Here is an 18632-nt window from a genome sequence, read left to right as displayed (position 1 = left end):
CCCGGCCCACGACACCCGCACCGTCCTTCTACGGTTGATCCCGTGGTGGGCACACAGCTGAACTGGGACCAGTACGCGACCGCGTGGGCGCGACTGCACGGCGGCTTCGATCCCCGGGCGGCCGCGCCGGTGGTCCGCGCCTGGCTGCGCCTCGCCTACCACGTGGGCTACATCCTGGGCCGGCTGCGGGTCGGCCCGACCCCGGTGACCGTGGTCGGGGTGCTGCTCTGCTTCTGCGTACCCCTGCTGGTGGGGCGGGTGGGTGACGGGCCGTTCCTGGGCGCGCTGTTCGTGCTGCTGGCCGCGGTGGCGGACAGCGTCGACGGCGCGGTGGCGGTGGCCACCAACCGCACCACCCGGCTCGGCTACGTCTACGACTCGGTGGCCGACCGGCTCGGCGAGGCCGCCTGGCTGACCGCGTTCTGGCTGCTCGGCGCGCCCGGCGCGCTGGTCGCCGCAGCCGGCGGCCTGTCCTGGCTGCACGAGTACGTGCGGGCCCGGGCGGTCTCCGCCGGGATGCGGGAGATCGGCGCGGTGACCGTGGGGGAGCGCCCCACCCGGGTCTGCGTGGCGCTGGTCGGGCTGCTGGTGGCCGGGCTCACCGGGCTGGTCGACGCCGACCTGATGGCCGGCACCATCACCATGGCCACCACGGTCTGGGTGCTGCTGGCCGGCTTCGGCCTCGGCCAACTGCTCTCCGCCGTCCGCCGCGCGCTGATCGACGCCGACTGACCCCGGCCTGATCCGGCGCGGGCGACCGGGCCTACCAGGCCGGGCCGATGGCGTCGGCGACGATCTCCGCCGACAGGGTGACCATGGGGAGGCCGCCGCCGGGGTGGCTGGAGCCGCCGACCAGCCAGAGCCCGGCAGCCGGGCCCCGGTTGGCCGGGCGGAGCAGCCCGCCCGCGGTGCCGTAGATCGCGCCGCCCGGCGCGCCGGTCGACGCGTCCAGGTCGGCCGGGGTGCGGATCTCCCGGAACACCAGCCGGTCCCGCACGTCCACGCCCCGTTCGGCGAGCACGTCGAGGATCCGGTCGGCGTACGCCTCGGCCAGCCCCGGCCGCCGCCAGTCGACCGCGCCCGCGGCGGTGCCGTGTCGGGCCGCGTTGACCAGCACGAACCACGCCTCGTGCCCGGCCGGGCGGACCGTCGGGTCGTCGGCCACGGTGACGAAGACGGTCGGGTCCAGTGCCGGCCGGACCCGGACGCCCCGCCCCGGGTCGCCGAAGACCGCGTCGAACTCGGCGTCGTGGTCGCGCGGGAAGAAGACGGTGTGGTGGGCCAGCCCGGAGTCGCCGCGGACGCCGAGCAGCAGCACGAATCCGGCCAGGCTGCGGTCGGTGAGCGCGGCCAGCCGGCGCGGGGTGGGCAGCAGGTCCCGGTAGAGGGTCAGCGCGTCGACGTTGGCCACCACCACGTCGGCGGGGACCGGGGCGGCCACCCCGGCCAGGCGTACCCCGTGCACCCGGCCGCCGGCCGCGTCGATCCGGGTGACCGTGGCGCCGGTCCGCACCACCACGCCGAGGTCCAGGCAACGCGACAGCAGCGCGTCGGCCAGGGTGCCCAGCCCGCCGCGCAGATACCAGCCGCCGTACGCCAGTTCGGCGTAGGGGACGGCGACCAGCGCGGCCGGGGCGCGGCGCGGGTCGGCGCCGGTGTAGGTGGCGTACCGGTCGAGCAGCATCCGCAGCCGGGGGTCGGACAGGTGCCGGCGGCCCAGCCCGCGCAGGCTGCGGCCGGGGCCGATGGCGGCGAGGTCGCCCAGCCGCCAGGCCAGCGCGGCCAGGTCGCGGGGGGAGTCCACGGTGCGGCGCAGCACTTCCCGGTGCGAGGCCGCCCACACCCGGCCGGCCCGCCGCCAGAGCCGCTGCCAGTCGGCGGCGGCCCGGTCGCCGAGCGCCGCGCCGATCCGGGCGGTGAACTCGGCCGGGTCGGCGCAGGAGTCGAGGGTGGGGCCGCCGCCGGGGAAGACGTGCCGGACGATCGGGTCCAGCGGCACCAGGTCCAGGTATTCGTCGAGCTTCGCGCCGGTCGTCTCGAACAGGTCGTGGAACACCTGCGGCAGGGTGACCAGGCTCGGCCCGGCGTCAAAACACCACGACCCCTCTGGGGTGTCCTGCCGGTGCCGGCCGAGCTTGCCGCCGACCGTGTCGGCCCGCTCGAAGACGGTGACCTCGTGCCCGGTGACCGCCAGCCGGGCGGCGGCGGCGAGCCCGCCCACGCCGGCGCCGATGACCACGATCCGCGCCATGCCGCCCCCTCCTAGCCGACCGGGCGACCCCGCCAGGTGATCCGGCGTCGCTTTCGCAGATGGTACGACCGGAAAGTCAGCCAACCGAGGACCACGACCGATACGGGGTGTGCCAGCGCGTCGGGCCACGCCCGCCCGCCGGTGGCCCGGGCGCTGACCGCCCGCCCGGCGACGCCGAGCAGGTAGGCGGCCAGCGCGAGCCCGGCCGTCACCGGCGCGCCGGCCACCAGGGCGCCGGCCGCGACCAGCGGGGGAGCGGTGTAGAGCAGGAGCAGCAGGGTCACCACCACCGCCGCGACGGTGGGATGCCCGAACGAGGCCCAGAGCGACTTGGTGTAGCCGTCGCGCAGCTGCGGCCAGTTCTCGTACATCCGGCAGGCGGCCAGCCGCGCGCCGTCCGCGAGGGCGATCCGGCCGCCGGACCGCTTCACCGCCCGGGCCAGCTCGATGTCCTCCAGGACCCGGGCGGCCACCGCCGCGTGCCCGCCGGCGCGCAGGTAGCCGGCCCGGTCCACGACCAGGAACTGCCCGCCCGCCGCGGCCAGCGACGGCCGCGGCGAGCGTTCCATCGCGCGCAGCGGCAGGAAGGTCAGCCACAACCACTGCAGCAGCGGCTGCACCAGCCGGTCGGCCGCCGTCCGCACCACGATCCGGGGGTACGGCGACAGCAGCGTCGCCCCGGCCGCGCGCAGTTCGGTCACCGCCGCCGCGACCGCGTACGGGGTGAGCACCACGTCGGCGTCGACGAAGGCCAGCACGGTCGGGGCCGGGCCGGTGCGGGTGGCGAGCTGCCAGCAGGCGTGCGGCTTGCCCAGCCACCCCGGCGGCGGGGCGACCCCGGTGAGCAGGGTGACCCGCGGGTCGTCGCCGGCCACCGCGCGGACCACGTCGGCGGTGCCGTCGGTCGAGCCGTCGTCGAGCGCCACGATCCGCAGCTCCGGCACGCCGCGCTGGGCGAGCAGCGCGCGCAGGCACGGGGCGACCCGGCCGGCCTCGTCGCGCAGCGGCAGCAGCACCGCCACCGCCTCGGTGACCTCGACCGGGCCGGCGCCGGGCCGGCGCAGCCACACGGTGGCGTTGACCAGCGTGTGCACGGTGAGCGCGGCGACCGCCGCAGCCAGGACGAGCGCGGGGATCATGCCGGCGCGTCGACGCGAGACGCCGGCTCGGCCGCCCGGCGACCGGCCCCGTCCCGGCGGGCGCGCAGCAGCGTCACCGCCAGCGGCACGGCGGCCACCGCCATCCCCGCCGCGCCCCAGACCGCCGAGGCGGGCAGCCGGAGGAAGACCGCGTGCGCCAGCACGCTGGAGACGTACGTCCACAGGTAGAGCGCGAACATCGGCCCGTCCCGGTCGCCGGCGCGGTCGACGACCGGCCCGGCGAGCGGGCGCAGCGCGGTCATCAGCAGCACCGCGAAAAGCAGCCAGCCGAGGTAGTTGCTGACCGGGATGCCGGGCAGGCCGGGCAGGGCCGGGGTGGCGTCCCGCCAGCGCCAGTAGCCCTCGGCCACCATCTGCGGGTCGAGGAAGAGGTCCCAGGCGGCCAGCCCGACCGCGGCGAGGGCGACCCGGCCCGGGCGGGAGCCGGTGAGCCGCACCGCGGTGAGCCAGGCCGGCCAGGCCATCCAGGTCCAGGCCAGCGGGATGATCAGCGGCACCCCGGCCAGCTTCGGGCCCAGCTCGCCGGAGTAGTCGTAGCTGCCGAACGGGAAGCCGGTGGCCACTCCGAGCGCCTCGATCGCGAAGCCGCCGCCGGTGGCCACGGCGACCAGCGCGAGCGCCGGGCGCGCGCCCCGGCTGAGCAGCGCGTGCCCCACAGAGAGCAGCCAGCCGAGCCCGACGGTGGCCACGGTCAGCCCGGCCCGGGTCGCGCCGCCGGTGAGCGGGTAGCAGATCTGGGCCAGGACCAGGACGGCCAGCAGTGCCCAGGGCAGCCGGCCCCGGCTCACGGCACCACCTCGGTTCGCGACTGCGGGGCTCGCAACCCCGGCTCACTCCTCGCGCTCACGGCGTGTCCGGGGCGGGTGCGCCGCCGGGGCCCGGTGGAGGCAGCGGCAGGTCCCGGCCGAGCACGCCGAACGGCCGCTCGTCGCCGGGGAAGTGGAAGTGGCGCAGGATGTCGACGAAGCCGAACCGGCGGTAGAGCCGCCAGGCCCGGGACTTCTGCTCGTCGGCCTCCGGCGTGGAGAGCAGGGTCGTGCTCCCCTCGGCCATGGTGAGCAGGGCACGCAGCTGGCCGGCGCCCAGGCCGTGCCCCTGCGCGGGCGGGCGGACGTGCAGCTCGACCACCTCGAAGCAGTGGCTCAGCCAGCGCTGCCGGGTCTCGGCGTCCAGCGCCCGGTGCACCTGGTCGTGCCACCACTGGCCGGCGGCGCCGAGGTAGCCGTAGCCGAAGCCGGCCAGGTGTCCCTCGGTGGTGAGGCTGGCGACGGCGCGGAAGCCGGGCCGGCGGACGTGGGTGGCGATGTAGCCGCGCCGGGCCTCCAGCAGGTCGGCGCGGTAGCCCATCGCCTCGCCGTAGACGGCCACCACGTCGTCCAGCCGCCGGACCAGATCGTCCGGCGTCCACCGCACCAACCTCATGCGTTCCCTCTCGCCGTTTCCGGGTCGCTCTCGGGGGCGCCCCATCCCAGCACCGTGCGGTCGCCGACCACCTCGCCCACCGCGAACCGCGCGAACAGTTCCTCCGCGTACCAGCCCTCGATGGGGGTGCGGGTGATCGCGGCGCGGTGCTCCGGCTGACGGTACGCGAACGCGACCAGGTCCGCCGCGTCGCGCCACAGGCTCACCGTGCCCTGCCAGCCCAGCGGGGCCTCGCCGACGCCGAACCGGGCGAGCAGGCCGGGCGCGGCGTGCAGGGCGGCGGCGACCGGCGGGACCGCCCGCCAGAAGGTGGCCGCCCGGCGGGCCCGGAGCCGGGCCCGGGTCAGCGCGAGCACCGGCCCGGCGACCCGGCCGCCGGACGGCTCGCCGAACGGGCGGCGGCCGGACCACTCGCCCCGGCTGGTCAGCGGGCGCAGCTCCACCCGGACGCCGGCGCGGGCGAGCCGGGCCCAGGAGCGGCCGACCGGGGAGGCGTCGAAGCGGGCCGCCGCGGCGGGGGAGTCCCACACCACCAGGGCGGCCCACCGGGTCAGGTCGGCGTCGCCGGGGCCGAAGCCGGTGCCGGTCCCGGTGCCGAGCAGCTTGGCGAACCGGACGCCGGGCATCCGGCGCAGCCGCGCCGGGTGGGTCGCCATCCGGGCCAGCGCCCGGGGGACGGCCGCCCGGGGGATCCGCCAGACGTGCAGCGTGACGAGTTCGGGGGTCACGCCACCTCGGTCGGGGTGCCGGAGGTGAGCCGGAGCAGCTCCGCGTACGTGGTGGGGAAGACCGCCTGCGGCACGCCGCCGGCCGCCCACACCTCGTCGTACGCCGCCAGTGCGGTGTCCACGATGGTGCGCAGCGGCTGCGGGTGGCCGATCGGGGCGACCCCGCCGATCACCTGCCCGGTGTGCCCCTTGACGAACTCCGGGGTGGCCCGGCGCAGGTGGGTGACCCCGAGGGAGGCGGCCAGTTCGGCGGTGTCCACCCGGTGCGCGCCGGAGGTGAGCACCAGCAGGGGCGTGTCGTCGGCGTCGAAGACGAGCGAGTTGGCGATGGCGCCGACCTGGACGCCGAGCGCCTCGGCCGCCGCGGCGGCGGTGTGCACGGCCTCGGGCAGCAGGCGGACCTGGCTGGGGCCGCCGGAGCCGTCCCGCGCCCCCGCGTCGTCGAGCGCCCGCTGCACCGCCTGCACGTTCGGGTGTGGCTGCATGCCCCTCATTCTCCCCACCGCGCCCGGTCCCACGCCCCCGCCCCACCCCCGGCGCGTCGATCGTGAAGCTCCTGTCGCGACACGCCGGCGGCCGGCGCGACGACTGTCATGACCGACGGGTCGAGCGGGCGGTGACGAGTGCCTCGATGCCGTCCAGGATCCGGGCCAGGCCGAAGTCGAGGGCCGCGTCGGTGGCCTCCGGGTCGATGCCGCGCAGGGCGGCGTCCAGCGCGGGGAACCGCTCCTCCCGGCCGCGGACCAGGACGCCGAAGGCGGTCTCCCGGCTTCCGGCGGGCGCGCCGTCCGGCGCCGCGTGCTGGGCCAGGTTGCGGGCGTGCCCGACCAGGAGCACCGCGACGTCGAGCTGCTCGGCGCCGGTCAGTCCGGTGCCGGTGAGGGCGGCGACCACCCGTTCCACCCAGGCCAGCTCGTTCGGGCCGGGCAGCCGGGCGCCGACGGTCGCCGCCTGGGCCCACGGGTGCCGGCGGAACCGGTCGAACAGCTGCCGGGTCCAGTCGTCGAGCTGGCCACGCCAGTCGGCGCCAGGCGGCGGCGCGGGCGGCTCGCCGATCGCGGCCTCCAGCATCAGCGCCACCAGTTCGGCCCGGCCGGGCACGTAGCGGTAGAGCGCCATTTTCGTGACGTCCAGCGACTCGGCGACCCGCTGCATGGTCAGCCCGTCGAGCCCGTCGGCGTCGGCGATGGTGATGCCGGCGCGGGCGATCGCGGCCAGCGTGAGGGTGGGGCGGGGCCCGCGCCGGGGCCCGCTCGGGGTGCCCCACAGCAGCTCGAACAGCCGACGTTTGTCGACGCCACCGGTCTCCACGATCACCCCTCTTGTCCCGTCCCGAAACTGTGTCTAGAGTACTCTGTATCCGAGGGACACAGTTTAGAACGGGGAAAGACATGCCGACTCCACTGCACGGCTTTCGCGTGCTCGTCTCCGGCGCCGGGGTGGCCGGCCCGGCGGTGGCCTGGTGGCTGGCCCGGCACGGGGCCGAGGTCACCGTCGTCGAGGCCGCCCCGGCGCTGCGCACCAGCGGCTTCGCGGTCGACTTCCGCGGCCCGACCCACCTCGGCGTGCTCGCCGCCATGGGCGTCCTCGACGAACTGCGCGCGGTGCAGACCCACGCCGGCGCGATGAGCCGGGTGGACGAGCACGACCGGGAGATCTTCCGGCTGCCGGCCGAGTTCGCCGGCGGCGAGCTGGAGGTCCGCCGCCGGGACCTGTCCCGGATCCTCCACGAGCACGGCGCCGACCGGGTCGGGTACGTGTTCGGCGACCGGATCACCGCGCTCACCGAGACCGCCGACGGGACGCGGGTCGACCTCGCCCGGGGCGCCTCCCGCACCGTCGACCTGGTGGTCGGGGCGGACGGGCTGCACTCCGGCGTACGCCGGCTGGCGTTCGGGCCCGAGTCGGCGTACGTGACCCATCTCGGTTACCACCTGGCCGGCTGGGACCTGCCCAACGACATGGGGGCGGGCCCGGTCCCGCGGCAGTACAACGTGCCCGGCCGGATGGCCAGCGTGGCCGCCGACCAGCGGGAGCCGGAGCGGGCGGGCGCCTTCGTCGTGTTCGCCTCGCCCCGACAGGACCACGAGCGGCTCGACCTCGACCGGCAGAAGGCGCTGGTCGCCGACGCCTTCGCCGGGCTGGGCTGGCACGTGCCCCGGCTGCTCGCCGGGCTGCGGGACGCGCCCGAGCTCTACTTCGACGCGATCGCCCGGGTCAGCGTGCCCCGGTGGCACGTCGGCCGGGCGGTGCTGGTCGGCGACGCGGCCTGGGGGGTGACCCTCGGCGGGATGGGGGTGGGCACCGGCCTGGTCGGGGCGTACGTGCTCGCCGGCGAACTGGCCCTGGCCGGCGGCGACCACCGGGTGGCGCTGCCCGCGTACGAGCGGCGGATGCGGGCCTACGCCGGCCGCTGGCAGCGCGGCGCCAGCCCTGGCCACTTCCTCGCCCCGGCCAGTGGCTGGGGGCTTTGGCTGCGCGACCGGCTGCTGGCCACCCGCCCGGTCCAGGCACTGCTGGTGCGCGGCACCGGCTCGCTGGCCACCGAGGCCGACCTGCCCGACTACGCGGCGCGGGTTTGAGCCGCCGGCCGGGATCCGGGCCAGTTCGGGGTGGCCCGGATCCCGCCGGCGGCGTCCACCAGCAGGGCCGCGTACCCGTCCAGGGTGGCCAGCCAGTCGAGCGCGTCCGCGCCGCGGGCGACCGCCGCGGTGGCGTACACGTCGGCCCAGAGCAGTTCGGGCCCGACCACGGTGACCGACCGGACGGCCTCGGCCGGCCGCCCGGCGCGCGGGTCGGTGATGTGCGCGCCGCGTCGCGCGGTGCCCGACGTGGCGACCGCGCCGTGCCGGCGGGCGACGACGTCGAGCAGCCGCTCGGGGCGGTCCGGGTCCTCGATCCCGACCCGCCAGGCCGGCCGGTCCGGCGCGGTACGCAGCAGCACGTCCCCGCCGGCGTTGAGGCACAGGTCGTGGTCGGGCAGCGCCAGCCAGCGCGCGGCCCGCTCCACCGCCCACCCCTTGACCAGTCCGGACGGGTCGAAGCCGGCGCCTCCGCCGGGCAGCGGCAGCCGCCGGGCGTCGAACCACCCGCCGGTGCGGAGGCGGGCCGCCTCGCAGCGCTCGACCACCTCGCGCACCAGCGGTTCCGCGGCGGCCGGGTCGGGCATCGCCCCGCCGAGCCGGCCCAGCACGCTGTCCGGCCGGTACGTGCTGAACGTCGCGTCCACCGCGCGCAGCTCGGCGAAGACCCGCGCCACCCGCTCGGCCACCGCGTCGGTGCGCACCCCGGGGCCGCGCAGGTGCACGCTGACCGGCAGCCCCATCACCTGCACCACCCAGGCGCGCCGGTCCGGTCCGGTGGGCACGGTCCCGCTCACCCCAGGTGCGCCGCGTCGATCGCGGACTGGAGGGACTCGCGGTAGCCGTCGCTGGTGACGGTGGCCCCGGAGACGGTGTCGATCCGCGCGCTCTGCGCCGCGAGGGCCTCCTGCCGCAGGACCGGCACCGCGTAGTCGTTGATCTCCTGGTCCCGGTGGTTGCCGTCCGGCACCTGGAGCACGGCGACGTCGGTGATCTTCCCGCCGGAGACGGTGATCCGCACCTGCACCGGCCCCCACCGGGTCTGCGCCACCGACCCGGTGGCCGTGCCGTCGCCGCCGGACGAGCCGGTCGACGACGGGTCCGTCCCGGCGGAGCCGGTGCCGCCGCCGTCCGTGCCGCGCCAGGTGCTGCCGGCCGAGCCGTCGGCGCCCGAGGTGACCGCGCTGCTCTCCCCGCCCGCGCCCATGGTGCTGGTCCGGTAGCTGAACAGCAGCACCAGTGCCGCCACGGTGGAGAGCAACCAGCCGGTGATCCGTCGCACGGATCCTCCCTTCGCGCCCGTCACCAGGCGAACCGTTCGTGGTGGGTGTGCGCGTCGGGGACCCCCGCCGCGCGCGTCGCGGCGCGGGCGGCGTCGACCCAGCCGTCCGGTCCGCAGAGGAAGACGTCGTGGCCGGCGACGCCGGGGGAGAGCCGGCGCAGCGCCTCCGCGTCGGAGAGCCCCTCGGCGTAGGCCGGCAGCCAGGACGGGCGCGCCGCCCGGGGACCGACCAGGTGGTGCACGACCAGGCCGCGCTCCGCGGCGAGCCGGTCCAGCTCCGCCCGGAAGGCCAGGTCGGCAGGGGTACGCGCGCGGTAGAGCAGCACCGCCTGGCCGGGCGCGTACGGCAGCTCCCAGAGCAGCGCCAGCAGCGGGGTGATGCCGACCCCGCAGGCCAGCATGGTGATCCCGCCGCCGCGCCAGCGCTCCCCGGTGAGCCGCCCGTACGGCCCCTCGACGAGCACCCTCGTGCCGGGGCGCAGGGCGGCCACGCGGGCGCTGCCGTCGCCCAGGTCCTTGACCGTGATCCGCATCAGGTCGCCGTTCGGCGGCGCGGACAGCGAGTACGGGTGGGCCCGGGACCAGCCGGGGCCGTCCAGGAATCGCCAGAGCAGGAACTGCCCGGCCCGGACGGGCAGCCGGTGCAGGTCGCGCCCGCGCAGCCAGACCGAGGTGATCCCGGGCGCCTCGGGGACCACCGCGGACACCTCGATCCGGTGCCGCAGCGAGCGCCAGGCGGGCAGCCCCAGCCGCCAGACCAGCACGCTGGCCAGCGCCAGCAGGTAGACGGTCCACCAGTAGGCGCGGGCCGGCGGCGAGGCGAGGAAGTCGGCGCCGGTCCAGAGCTGGTGCGGCAGCGCCAGCGCGACGCCCAGGTACGCGTACAGGTGCAGCAGGTGCCAGGACTCGTAGCGCAGCCGGCGCCGGGCCGCGCGGACCGAGGTCACCACCACCAGCGCCAGCAGGGCCAGCGCCGCGGTGGCCAGGAGCATCCCCGGGTACGTGACCACCAGGTCCCAGGTCTCGGCGAGCACCCCCCGGCGGGCGGTGCCGGCGTAGCCGAGGACGGTCAGCAGCACGTGCGCCAGGAGCAGGTGGAACGAGGTGAAGCCGGTGAGCCGGTGCCAGCGGGCGATCCGGTCCTGGCCGAAGCGCCGCTCGACCAGCGGCACCCGGGCCATCAGCACCACCTGCACGAGCATCAGGTCGGCGCTGACCAGGCCGGCGAGCCGGCCGAGTGAGGTGAGGCCGGTGGCCGCGCCGCCCAGCAGCTCCTGCACGCCACGGTCGGCGGTCCAGAGCGCGGTGACCACCAGCAGGCTGAGCACCGCGGCGACGCCGGCCACGTCGGCCCACCAGGCCGGGACCGCCGGCAGGGTCCGGCGCGGGGTACGCCGGTCGGCGACGGCGGTACGGCTGACGTCCATGTCGTCAACCCTGGGGCCCCGACCTCGGCGGCTCCTTTGCCGATGCTGTGCGCGCCCTGAGAGTTCACCGGCCGGCGCTCGGCACGCCGGTGCGTCACACGTTGCATTTTCGTCGGAGGGGAGGTGTACTGTCAGAGCAGTTAGAACGAGTGTTCGATTCAGTCGTACGCCCGTTCCAACGTCCGGGAGCGGTGTTTCGCGGCGCCGGCTCCCGGGAGGTGCGGTTCCGCGGACCGCACCGGGCTCCGGACAGTCGCGAGTCCGGACCCATCAGGCAGGATCGTCGCCCGCCGCCCACGACCCCCGGGCGGCGGGCGACGGACCCGCCGGTACGCCGGCCGGGTGTGGTGTGGGGAAGCATCCACACCCGGCCGGCCACCACCCTGGTGCGTCTTCCTCCGCACCGCCCGTTCCGGGCGTCCCGGGCGACGGTTTCCCGTCGCGTGGGCCGCCCCGCCCCGGCCCACGCGGAGGAGAGACCATGTCGACCAGTCCGGCCCAGGCGCCCACGGTGCCCGCGCACGTGCTGCCGCACCGCACCCCCGCCCAGCTGCTCGTGGTGGCCCGCCACGGGCTGGCCGAGGCCGCCCGGACCCGGCCCGACGGCCTCCGGTACGCCGCCGCCCACCTCGCCGCGCTGCGCGCCGCCGCCGCCCTGCTGGCCGCCCGTGCCCGCCCCGCACCCACCCGGCGCAACCGGATCACCAGCGTCTGGGTGCTGCTCGCCGCCGTCGCCCCCGAGCTGGACGAGTGGGCCAACTACTTCGCCGCCGGAGCCGGCAAGCGGGCCGCCGCCGAGGCCGGCATCCCCCGGGTGGTCACCGCCCGGGAGGCCGACGACCTGCTCCGCGCCGCCGAGGAGTTCGTGACCGTGGTGGAGACCGCGCTCGGCCTGGCGCACCAACCGGCGCTCGACGGGCCGCACCCACTCCGGCTCGGCGTGTCCGACGCCGCGCCGCGGCCCGGAGCAGCCGCCGCCTGAGTCGTGGCGCCCGGCCATCACCGGCGGGACCCCGGGTGGCCGGGCGCCACTCCCGGCGGCGGCGAGTACGCCGCGCCGCGCCGGGCCGCATGCGTCCCGCACGCACGATCCAAGCACCATCCACGGGCCGGTGCCCGTGGTCAACACATGACGGGGGGTAGGTCCGATGGCGGGCCGCATGGTGGTCGGTTCCGCCGCCCTGGCCGAGCTGGTACGCCCGGCGAGCGCGCCCGACCCGGCGGGTGGCCACCGGGTGCTCCCCGTCCGGCCCGAGCTGACCGGGCTGCTGCCCAACCGCGGGCTGCGGCGCGGCAGCACCATCGCGGTCGGCGTCGGCCAGCCCCGCCGCAGCGGCGCCACCTCCCTGATCCTCGCCCTGCTCGCCGAGGCGTCCCGGGCCGGCTCGTGGTGCGCCGTGGTCGGCGTACCCACCTTCGGGGCCGGCGCGGCGGCCGAGGCCGGCATCGCCCTGGACCGGCTCGCCCTGGTGCCGAACCCCGGGCCGGAGTGGCCCACCGTCGTGGCCGCGCTCATCGACGGGGTCGACGTGGTGGTCACCGCCGTGCCGACCACGGTCTCCGCCTCGGTCGCCAACCGGCTGGCCGCCCGGGCCCGGCAGCGCGGCAGCGTGCTCGTCCCGTACGGCCGGTGGGACGGCGCGGACGTGACGCTCCAGGTGGTCCGCGGGGTCTGGGAGGGGCTCGGGCCGGGCCGGGGCCGGCTGCGCCGCCGGGAGGTGACCGTCTCGGCCCGCGGCCGGGGCGCGGCCGCCCGCCCCAAGGAGATCAAGGTCTGGCTGCCCGGCGACGAGCTGACCCGGGTGATCCCCCGGTCGACCGGCGCCGGCGCCGTCCGCGCCGCCGCGCCCCGCCGGCTCCGTGTGGTGGCCCCGGCCGCCGCCGTCCGGCCGCTCACCGTGGTCGGGTCGGCATGAGCGGTACGCCGGCACGGACCCTGCTGCTCTGGTGCCCGGACTGGCCGGTCCTCGCCGCCGAGATCGTCGACGGGGTGCCGGCCACCGACGCGGTCGCGGTGCTGCACGCCAACCGGGTGGTCGCCTGCTCCGAGCGGGCCCGCGCCGAGGGCGTCCGCCGGGGGCTGCGCCGGCGGGAGGCGCAGGGGCGCTGCCCGCAGCTCATCGTCGTCGACCACGACCCCGCCCGGGACGCCCGGGCGTTCGAGCCGGTGGTGGCCGCCGTCGAGGAGGTGGTCGCGGGGGTCGAGGTGATCCGCCCCGGGGCCTGCGCGCTGGCCGCCCGGGGCCCCAGCCGCTACCTGGGCGGCGAGGAGGCGGCGGCCGAGCGGATCGTCGAGCACGTCGCCCAGACCTGCGCGGTGGAGAGCCAGGTCGGCATCGCCGACGGGGTCTTCGCCGCCGGGCTGGCCGCCCGGGACGGGCGGATCGTGCCCCCCGGCGGGGCCCCGGAGTTCCTGGCCGGCCTGCCCGTCGAGGCGCTCGGCCTGCCCACCCTGACCGACCTGCTGCGCCGGCTGGGAGTACGCACCCTCGGCGACTTCGCCGCGCTGCCCGCCGGGGACGTGCTGGCCCGGTTCGGCTTCGACGGGGCGCTGGCCCATCGGCTCGCCGCCGGCCGGGACCACCGGCCGCTCGCGGTCCGGCAGCCGCCCGCCGACCTGACCGTCACCGCCGACCACGACGAGCCGATCGACCGGGTCGACGCCGCGGCGTTCGCCGCTCGCACGCTGGCCGAGCAGTTGCACGAGCGGCTTGCCGGATACGGGCTGGCCTGCACCCGGCTCGGCATCGAGGCGGTCACCGCGCACGGCCAGGAGCTGCACCGGGTCTGGCGGCACGACGGCCTGCTCACCGCCGCGGCCATCGCCGACCGGGTCCGCTGGCAGCTCGACGGCTGGCTCTCCGGCAGCAACGGCCGGGGCGGCGCCCGCCCGGCCCGCCCCACCGCCGGGATCATCCGGCTGCGGCTGGTGCCGGACGGGGTACTCGCCCAGGCCGGCCTGCAACCCGGCCTGTGGGGGGAGACCGGCGAGGAGCGGGAACGGGCGCACCGCGCGTTGAGCCGGGTGCAGGGCATCCTCGGCCCCGAGGCGGTGGTCACCGCCGTGCTCGGCGGCGGCCGCTCCCCGGCCGATCAGGTGCGCCTGGTCCCGTGGGGCGACGAGCGCCTGCCCGCCCGCCCCGGCCCGCCACCCCTGCCGACCGCCGCGCCCGTGCCCGCCTCTGCCGCCGCGCCCGGCTCTGTCGCCGCGCCCGGCTCTGTCGCCGCGCCCGGCTCCGCCACCGGGCCGGCGGTGCCGACCGGGCGGGCCGCGGCCGGTGCGGTGGCGCGGCCGGACCGAGCCGGTGCGGTGGCGCGGCCTGGCCGCCCGGCCAAGAGCGGTGGGGCGGCGCCGGCGCCGCCGTGGCCGGGGCGGATCCCGCCGCCCGCGCCGGCCGTCGTGCTGCCCACCCCACTGCTCGCCGCCGTGCACGACGCCGCCGGCGAGCCGGTCGTGGTCAGCGCCCGGCTGGCGGTCAGCGCGGCGCCCGCGCGGCTGACCGTCGGCACCGGCCAGCCGGCCGAGATCGTCGGCTGGGCCGGCCCATGGCCGGTGGACGAGCGCTGGTGGGCGCCGGCCGAGGCCCGCCGCCGGGCCCGGTTCCAGGTCTGCCTGGCCGACGGGGCCGCCCTGCTGCTCGCGGTCGAGGGCGGCCAGTGGCTGGTGGAGGCGATCTATGACTGAGCGCCGTGCCCTGGCCCCGGGCCGTGCCTCGGTCGCGGGCCGTGCTCCGGTCGCGGGCCGTGCTCCGGTCGGGGGTCGTGCCCCGGCCGCGGGCCGTGCTCCGGCCATGCGGCACGCCGACGTGCCGCCCCGGCTTCCACCCGTCGGAGGCTACGAACTTGATGACGTGAACGGATCGCCATCCGTTCCCGCTTCCGCTTCTGCTTCTGCTTCTGCTTCTGCTTCCGCTTCCGCTTCCGCTTCCGCCTCCGCTTCCGCCTCCGCCTCCGCTCCCGCTCCCGCTTCCGCGATTCATCCGCGTCATCAAGTTCGTAGTCAACCAACGGTTACCCGCCGCCCGGCGGGGGTGGAACCAGATCCTGGGGGAATCCGGCCCCGCCGGGGGCCGCAACCGGCCAGGATCTCGACGCGGAACCCTTCGGGAGCCGACCGGTGAGCTTCCACAACCCGAAGATGCCCTGGTCGGAGCTGGAGCAGGTGCTCTCCGGGCGGCCCGACGGGCGGTCCGGCAAGGGGCGGCCCCGGGGCGAGCGGCACCTGCACGTGGTGGACCCGCTCGCAGTCGACGCCGACGGCGGCGACTCCCCGGCCTGGAGCCGCAAGCGCCAGGACTACCGGCCGCCGGAGCTGGACCGCCCGGACGACGCGGTGCCCTACGCGGAGCTGCACGCGCACTCCAACTTCAGCTTCCTCGACGGGGCCAGCCATCCGGAGGAGCTGGCCGAGGAGGCCGCCCGGCTGGGGCTCACCGCGCTCGCCGTCACCGACCACGACGGCTTCTACGGCGTGGTGCGCTTCGCCGAGGCGGCCCGCGCCCTGCACCTGCCGACGGTCTTCGGCGCCGAGCTCTCCCTCGGGCTGCCCGGCCCGCAGAACGGCGAGCCGGACCCGCACGGCGCGCACCTGCTGGTGCTGGCCCACGGCCACGAGGGGTACGCCCGGCTCGCCACCACCATCGCCCGGGCCCAGCTGCGCGGCGGCGAGAAGGGCCGCCCGGTCTACGGCGAGCTGGCGGAGGTCGCGGAGGAGCTGCGCGACCACGTGCTGGTGCTCACCGGCTGCCGCAAGGGGCACGTGCCCGCCGCGCTGCTCACCGAGGGCGTCGACGCGGCGGCCCGGGAGCTGGACCGGCTCACCGCGCTCTTCGGCGCCGAGACGGTGGCGGTGGAGCTGACCGACCACGGCCACCCGCTCGACGCCGACCGCAACGACGCGCTGGCCGAGCTGGCCGCCGCGGCGGGGCTGCTCACGGTGGCCACCAACAACGTGCACTACGCCACCCCGGGGCGGCGCCGGCTGGCCACCACCGTGGCGGCGGTGCGGGCCCGGCGCAGCCTGGACGAGATCGACGGCTGGCTGCCCGCCGCCGCCACCGCCCACCTGCGCAGCGGCGCGGAGATGGCGGCGCGGTTCGCCGCGTACCCGGGGGCGGTGGCCCGGGCCGCCGAGTTCGGCGCGGAACTCGCCTTCGACCTGCAACTGGTCGCGCCGCAGCTGCCGGCGTACCCGGTGCCGCCGGGGCACAGCGAGATGAGCTGGCTGCGCCACCTCACCATGGCCGGCGCCCGGGAGCGCTACGGCCCGCCCGAGGCGCACCCGGAGGCGTACGCGCAGCTGGAGCACGAGCTGCGGATGATCGAGGACTTGGGCTTCCCGGGCTACTTCCTGGTGGTCTACGACATCGTCGCGTTCTGCCGCGAGCAGGACATCTACTGCCAGGGCCGGGGCTCGGCGGCCAACTCGGCGGTGTGCTACGCGCTGCGGATCACCAACGTGGACGCGGTGCGCCACCGGCTGCTCTTCGAGCGGTTCCTCGCCCCGGAACGGGACGGCCCGCCCGACATCGACGTGGACATCGAGTCCGACCGCCGGGAGGAGGTGATCCAGCACGTCTACGCCCGGTACGGCCGGGAGCGCACCGCCCAAGTCGCCAACGTCATCTCCTACCGGCCGCGGTCGGCGGTGCGGGACGTGGCCAAGGCGTTCGGTTTCTCGCCCGGGCAGCAGGACGCCTGGAGCAAGCAGATCGACCGCTGGGGCTCGGTCGCGGCGGTCGACGTCGAGGACATCCCCGAGCAGGTGGTGGCGTACGCCAACGAGCTGCAGACGTTCCCCCGGCACCTGGGCATCCACTCCGGCGGCATGGTGATCTGCGACCGGCCGGTGATCGAGGTCTGCCCGGTGGAGTGGGGGCGGATGCCCGGCCGCAGCGTGCTCCAGTGGGACAAGGACGACTGCGCCGCCGTCGGCCTGGTCAAGTTCGACCTGCTGGGCCTCGGCATGCTCTCCGCGCTGCACTACGGCTACGACCTGATCGGGATGAGCCTGGACCTGGGCGACATGACCCTGGACGACCCCGAGGTCTACGACATGCTCTGCCGGGCCGACTCGGTCGGGGTGTTCCAGGTGGAGAGCCGCGCCCAGATGGCCACCCTGCCCCGGCTCAAGCCCCGCGAGTTCTACGACCTGGTGGTGGAGGTGGCGCTGATCCGCCCCGGCCCGATCCAGGGCGGCTCGGTGCACCCGTACATCCGGCGCAAGAACGGCCAGGAGCCGGTGACCTTCGCGCACCCGCTGATGCGCAACGCGCTGGAGAAGACTCTCGGCGTGCCGCTGTTCCAGGAGCAGCTCATGCAGCTCGCCATCGACCTGGCCGGCTTCGACGCGGCCGGGGCCGACCAGCTGCGCCGGGCCATGGGGGCGAAGCGCTCGGTGGAGCGGATGGCGCAGATCGCCGACCGGCTCTACGCCGGGATGGCCGAGCGGGGCATCACGGGCGAGCTGGCCGACGACGTCTACCGCAAGCTCACCGCGTTCGCCAGCTACGGCTTCCCGGAGAGCCACGCCATGAGCTTCGCCTACCTGGTGTACGCCAGCTCCTGGCTGAAGCGCTACCACCCGGGACCCTTCCTGGCCGCGCTGCTCAACGCCCAGCCGATGGGCTTCTACTCGCCGCAGACCCTGGTCGACGACGCCCGCCGGCACGGCGTCGAGGTCCGCCGGCCGGACATCAACGCCAGCGGCGCCAAGGCGGTGCTGGAGTCCACGCCGGAGACCCGGTGGGGGAGCCAGCCGAGCGAGCCGCCGCACGCCTGGGGGCTGGGCGGCCCGGCGGTCCGGCTGGGGCTGTCCGGCGTGCGTACCCTCGGCGACGAGGTGGCCGAGCGGATCGAGGCGGAGCGGACGGCCAACGGGCCGTACCGCGACATGCCGGACCTGGCCCGCCGGGTCGGCCTGACCGCGGCGCAGCTGGAGGCGCTGGCCACCGCGGACGCCTTCGCCTGCTTCGGGCTGACCCGGCGGCAGGCCCTCTGGGCCGCCGGCGCGGCGGCCCAGGACCGGCCGGGCCGGCTGCCCGGCACGGTGACCGGCACGGCCCCGCCCACCCTGCCCGGGATGGAGGCGGTGGACCGCCTGGTCGCCGACGTCTGGGCCACCGGCCTGTCCCCGGAGAGCCACCCGGCCCGGTTCATCCGGGACCGGCTGGACGCGCTGGGCGCGGTGCCGATCGCCCGGCTGGGCCGGGTGGAGCCCGGGCAGCGGATCCGGGTCGGCGGGATCGTCACCCACCGGCAGCGGCCGGCGACCGCCGGCGGGGTCACCTTCCTCAACCTGGAGGACGAGACCGGCATGCTCAATGTCACTTGCTCCCCCGGGCTCTGGCAGCGCTACCGTCGAGTCGCCCGCACCAGCAGCGCGCTGGTGGTGCGGGGCCGGTTGCAGCGGCACGAGGGTGTCGTCAGCCTCACCGCGGACCGGCTGGATGCGATCGAGCCGCCCGTCACGCCGGCGTCCCGGGATTTCCGTTGAGTGGAGTGATCCACATTACGGTTTCCCGGCCCCGGAGGCGGGAGACTCCCGGCACGGGTGGGCAGAGTGGCCCACCTGCGTTATGGGGGATGAACCGATGACCTTTCACAGCACGTACCCCGGTGGCGTGGCGAACGCCCGACGGACCCGGCTGGGCGCCGGCTGGGCGCCCACCCACGAGGTGGAGCCGCGGGAATACCAGGTGACCGACGGCCCGGTGGCCAACGCCCAGCGGTCCCGCGCCGAGGAGGACCCCGCCGGCGGTGGCGAGTCCTGACCCCGGGC

The 18632-nt window shown here is 76.9% G+C and carries 17 protein-coding genes; 7 read left to right on the top strand and 10 right to left on the bottom strand.

The window, feature by feature from the left end:
* Positions 1-42 precede the first annotated feature (42 nt).
* The gene (locus tag AC0OLQ_RS27105; RefSeq protein ID WP_484528608.1) at positions 43-732 is read left to right on the top strand and encodes a CDP-alcohol phosphatidyltransferase family protein; all 690 of its coding nucleotides are present in this window, start codon (positions 43-45) and stop codon (positions 730-732) included.
* Between the two features lie 31 nt (positions 733-763).
* On the opposite strand, the gene AC0OLQ_RS27100 is transcribed toward AC0OLQ_RS27105, so the two are convergent.
* The 7 genes from AC0OLQ_RS27100 to AC0OLQ_RS27070 all read right to left on the bottom strand — a co-directional run bounded on the left by AC0OLQ_RS27100 (position 764) and on the right by AC0OLQ_RS27070 (position 6872).
* Positions 764-2251: a phytoene desaturase family protein gene (locus AC0OLQ_RS27100; protein ID WP_484528607.1), complete on the bottom strand. Its 1488-nt coding sequence runs from the start codon at positions 2249-2251 to the stop codon at positions 764-766.
* 11 nt (positions 2252-2262) lie between these two features.
* Positions 2263-3390: a glycosyltransferase family 2 protein gene (locus AC0OLQ_RS27095; protein ID WP_484528606.1), complete on the bottom strand. Its 1128-nt coding sequence runs from the start codon at positions 3388-3390 to the stop codon at positions 2263-2265.
* Positions 3387-4199, bottom strand: coding sequence for a carotenoid biosynthesis protein (locus tag AC0OLQ_RS27090; RefSeq protein WP_484528605.1), 813 nt, complete (start codon positions 4197-4199; stop codon positions 3387-3389). The genes AC0OLQ_RS27095 and AC0OLQ_RS27090 overlap by 4 nt, the downstream gene beginning before the upstream one ends.
* Positions 4200-4254: 55 nt before the next feature.
* On the bottom strand, positions 4255-4833 hold the full coding sequence (locus AC0OLQ_RS27085) for a GNAT family N-acetyltransferase (RefSeq protein WP_357335431.1): 579 nt from the start codon (positions 4831-4833) through the stop codon (positions 4255-4257).
* Complete coding sequence (locus tag AC0OLQ_RS27080) at positions 4830-5561, bottom strand: monooxygenase (protein ID WP_484528604.1); 732 nt, start codon at positions 5559-5561, stop codon at positions 4830-4832. The genes AC0OLQ_RS27085 and AC0OLQ_RS27080 overlap by 4 nt, the downstream gene beginning before the upstream one ends.
* Positions 5558-6046: a YbaK/EbsC family protein gene (locus tag AC0OLQ_RS27075; RefSeq protein ID WP_357335428.1), complete on the bottom strand. Its 489-nt coding sequence runs from the start codon at positions 6044-6046 to the stop codon at positions 5558-5560. The genes AC0OLQ_RS27080 and AC0OLQ_RS27075 overlap by 4 nt, the downstream gene beginning before the upstream one ends.
* A gap of 106 nt (positions 6047-6152) precedes the next feature.
* Complete coding sequence (locus AC0OLQ_RS27070) at positions 6153-6872, bottom strand: TetR/AcrR family transcriptional regulator (RefSeq protein ID WP_484528603.1); 720 nt, start codon at positions 6870-6872, stop codon at positions 6153-6155.
* Between the two features lie 80 nt (positions 6873-6952).
* Here AC0OLQ_RS27070 and AC0OLQ_RS27065 point away from each other — a divergent pair, with 80 nt between their 5' ends.
* Positions 6953-8143, top strand: a complete 1191-nt coding sequence (locus AC0OLQ_RS27065; RefSeq protein ID WP_484528602.1) for an FAD-dependent monooxygenase — start codon at positions 6953-6955, stop codon at positions 8141-8143.
* On the opposite strand, the gene AC0OLQ_RS27060 is transcribed toward AC0OLQ_RS27065, so the two are convergent.
* From AC0OLQ_RS27060 to AC0OLQ_RS27050, 3 genes are read right to left on the bottom strand one after another with little or no spacing between them, the layout of a single operon-like run.
* The gene (locus AC0OLQ_RS27060; protein ID WP_484528601.1) at positions 8125-8928 is read right to left on the bottom strand and encodes an FAD:protein FMN transferase; all 804 of its coding nucleotides are present in this window, start codon (positions 8926-8928) and stop codon (positions 8125-8127) included. The genes AC0OLQ_RS27065 and AC0OLQ_RS27060 overlap by 19 nt on opposite strands.
* Before the next feature lie 8 nt (positions 8929-8936).
* Positions 8937-9425 (bottom strand): FMN-binding protein, encoded by a 489-nt coding sequence (locus tag AC0OLQ_RS27055; protein WP_484528600.1) that lies wholly within the window; start codon positions 9423-9425, stop codon positions 8937-8939.
* 20 nt (positions 9426-9445) lie between these two features.
* Positions 9446-10852, bottom strand: a complete 1407-nt coding sequence (locus AC0OLQ_RS27050; RefSeq protein ID WP_484528599.1) for a ferredoxin reductase family protein — start codon at positions 10850-10852, stop codon at positions 9446-9448.
* A gap of 481 nt (positions 10853-11333) precedes the next feature.
* Between AC0OLQ_RS27050 and AC0OLQ_RS27045 the strand changes: the two genes are divergently transcribed.
* From AC0OLQ_RS27045 to AC0OLQ_RS27025, 5 genes are all read left to right on the top strand, one after another.
* Complete coding sequence (locus AC0OLQ_RS27045) at positions 11334-11834, top strand: SAV_6107 family HEPN domain-containing protein (RefSeq protein ID WP_484528598.1); 501 nt, start codon at positions 11334-11336, stop codon at positions 11832-11834.
* 166 nt (positions 11835-12000) lie between these two features.
* Positions 12001-12768, top strand: a complete 768-nt coding sequence (locus AC0OLQ_RS27040) for a hypothetical protein (RefSeq protein WP_357346205.1) — start codon at positions 12001-12003, stop codon at positions 12766-12768.
* Positions 12765-14537, top strand: a complete 1773-nt coding sequence (locus AC0OLQ_RS27035) for a DNA polymerase Y family protein (RefSeq protein WP_484528597.1) — start codon at positions 12765-12767, stop codon at positions 14535-14537. The genes AC0OLQ_RS27040 and AC0OLQ_RS27035 overlap by 4 nt, the downstream gene beginning before the upstream one ends.
* 432 nt (positions 14538-14969) lie before the next feature.
* Positions 14970-18347, top strand: a complete 3378-nt coding sequence (locus AC0OLQ_RS27030; protein WP_484528596.1) for an error-prone DNA polymerase — start codon at positions 14970-14972, stop codon at positions 18345-18347.
* A gap of 97 nt (positions 18348-18444) precedes the next feature.
* The gene (locus tag AC0OLQ_RS27025) at positions 18445-18624 is read left to right on the top strand and encodes a hypothetical protein (protein ID WP_091268414.1); all 180 of its coding nucleotides are present in this window, start codon (positions 18445-18447) and stop codon (positions 18622-18624) included.
* Positions 18625-18632 lie beyond the last annotated feature (8 nt).

The sequence above is a fragment of the Micromonospora sp. Utrum1 genome (genome assembly GCF_057197805.1).
The sequence above is the reverse complement of the archived record's forward strand: the minus strand, read 5'-3'. Positions and strand labels throughout refer to the sequence as shown.

Bases quoted from the DNA above. Each gene is read 5' to 3' on its own strand.
- AC0OLQ_RS27100 (WP_484528607.1), bottom strand. From the start codon at position 2,251: ATGGCGCGGATCGTGGTCATCGGCGCCGGCGTGGGCGGGCTCGCCGCC.
- AC0OLQ_RS27095 (WP_484528606.1), bottom strand. From the start codon at position 3,390: ATGATCCCCGCGCTCGTCCTGGCTGCGGCGGTCGCCGCGCTCACCGTG.
- AC0OLQ_RS27085 (WP_357335431.1), bottom strand. From the start codon at position 4,833: ATGAGGTTGGTGCGGTGGACGCCGGACGATCTGGTCCGGCGGCTGGAC.
- AC0OLQ_RS27075 (WP_357335428.1), bottom strand. From the start codon at position 6,046: ATGCAGCCACACCCGAACGTGCAGGCGGTGCAGCGGGCGCTCGACGAC.
- AC0OLQ_RS27065 (WP_484528602.1), top strand. From the start codon at position 6,953: ATGCCGACTCCACTGCACGGCTTTCGCGTGCTCGTCTCCGGCGCCGGG.
- AC0OLQ_RS27050 (WP_484528599.1), bottom strand. From the start codon at position 10,852: ATGGACGTCAGCCGTACCGCCGTCGCCGACCGGCGTACCCCGCGCCGG.
- AC0OLQ_RS27045 (WP_484528598.1), top strand. From the start codon at position 11,334: ATGTCGACCAGTCCGGCCCAGGCGCCCACGGTGCCCGCGCACGTGCTG.
- AC0OLQ_RS27040 (WP_357346205.1), top strand. From the start codon at position 12,001: ATGGCGGGCCGCATGGTGGTCGGTTCCGCCGCCCTGGCCGAGCTGGTA.
- AC0OLQ_RS27035 (WP_484528597.1), top strand. From the start codon at position 12,765: ATGAGCGGTACGCCGGCACGGACCCTGCTGCTCTGGTGCCCGGACTGG.
- AC0OLQ_RS27025 (WP_091268414.1), top strand. From the start codon at position 18,445: ATGACCTTTCACAGCACGTACCCCGGTGGCGTGGCGAACGCCCGACGG.